The organism is Roseibium sp. RKSG952 (assembly GCF_009711355.1).
Genome location: NZ_SMMF01000545.1, coordinates 1 through 1,719, shown reverse-complemented (window position 1 = coordinate 1,719; position 1,719 = coordinate 1). Strand labels below are relative to the sequence as shown.

Sequence of the window (1,719 nt, the reverse complement as noted above, 5' to 3'; positions counted from 1 at the left end):
GAGCAGCTTACATTGTGTTGCACTTCGCGCCTGAATTCACCCTGCGCGACAAGCTGCGCGGTGTTGGATAGACAACCCGAAGTCCGGCTTTGTGCGCGACCTCAAAACGGCAAGCCGAACCAAAGCGCGGCGATCCCCAAAAAGGCGAAAAAACCGACCACGTCCGTCACGGTCGTGACAAAAACGCTGGAGGCAATGGCCGGGTCGACCTTGAGCTTGTCGAGCGCAATCGGGATCAGCAGGCCGGAGAGCCCCGCCGACAGCATGTTGATGATGATCGCAGTCCCAATCACGATCCCGAGCCCGATGCTTTGAAACCATATCCAGGACGCCGCGCCGATCAGGACGGCGAGCACGATGCCGTTCACGAAACTGACCAGAACCTCGCGGTTGAGAACCCGCACAAGATTGCGCGCACTCAGCTCTTGCGTGGCAATCCCGCGCACGGCAACCGTCATGGTCTGGGTCCCGGCATTGCCCCCCATCGACGCCACGATCGGCATCAGAACCGCAAGAGCAACCATCGCCTCGATCGTATCCTCGAACAGCGCAATCACCACAGAGGCCAGAACCGCCGTGCCGAGATTGACGACCAGCCAGGTCAGACGCGAGCGGGCGATCGTTGCAAAACTGTCGGAAATCTCTTCATCGCCAACGCCGGCGAGCGCCCGCAAGTCCTCTTCCGCCTCTTCCTGGATCACATCGACAATGTCATCGACGGTCAGCACACCGACCAGCCGCTCGTCCTCGTCGACCACGGCCGCGGAAACCAGATTGTAGCGCTCGAACCGGCGCGCGACCTCTTCCTGATCTTCCGTCGCCAGCACCCACTGGCGGGTTTCCTCCATGATCGAGGTGACCTTTTCACCGCGTCTGGTGCGCAGGATCTTGTCAAGATGCACGGCCCCGAGCAGCCTGAACCCCGGGTCGACCACATAGATCTCGAAAAAACTGTCCGGCAGGTCACGCGCCTCGCGCATATAGTCGATGGTCTGCCCGACGGTCCAGAACGGTGCCACGGCGATGAATTCCGCCTGCATGCGCCGGCCAGCGCTTTCCTCCGGATAGTCCAGCGCCTTTTGCAGCTGCGCCCGGTCCGCATAGGGCATTTCGCTGAGGATCTCGGCCTGATCCTCCGCATCAAGATCCTCCAGAATGTAGACGACATCGTCGGACTCAAGCTCGCCGAGCCCCTCGGCAATGTCTTCGTTGGACAGCTCCTCCAGCAGCTTGACACGGATTGCCTCGTCGACTTCCGTCAGCGCCGTATAGTCGAAATTCTCCCCAAGCAGACGCACGAAAGGCGCCCGCTCCTCGCCCAGAAGCGCTTCGATCAGGTCCCCGGTATCAGCTTCGTGCAGATCACCGGCCAGCGCCTTGAGGCCCTCAGGATCTCCGGCGGCAATCGCCTCTTCGACAGCCGCAATGAAATCCGGGTTCAGCCGTTCGTCGTCATCGCGCACGGGCAGGCTGGACATGTCCCGGACATGGGGGTCAACCTCTTCCGCATGTGCCATAGAACAGCTCCTCATGTCCGAAAAAGCGCAATTATTGCGCCTTTATAGGCTACTCTTCGGCAAATGTCACAGCAGAACTGCCCCCCCTTTGCAAAGCGCTTTTTAGAACAGCCCGGCGGAACTCCACAGTCTTTGAGGATGCACGGCACTCCAAGTCCCATCACACGCCCCGAAACGATAACGTATAAAATTTTTCGCACAT

The 1,719-nt window shown here is 59.9% G+C and carries 1 protein-coding gene; it reads right to left on the bottom strand.

Going from position 1 to position 1,719, the window contains the following annotated elements:
- Nucleotides 1-101 precede the first annotated feature (101 nt).
- A complete protein-coding gene (gene mgtE, locus E1297_RS02130) occupies nucleotides 102-1,517 on the bottom strand; it encodes a magnesium transporter (RefSeq protein WP_155133309.1) in 1,416 nt (471 codons plus the stop codon).
- Nucleotides 1,518-1,719: the final 202 nt, after the last annotated feature.

Coding starts and splice junctions, on each gene's coding strand:
- mgtE (WP_155133309.1), bottom strand. CDS start 1,517: ATGGCACATGCGGAAGAGGTTGACCCCCATGTCCGGGACATGTCCAGC.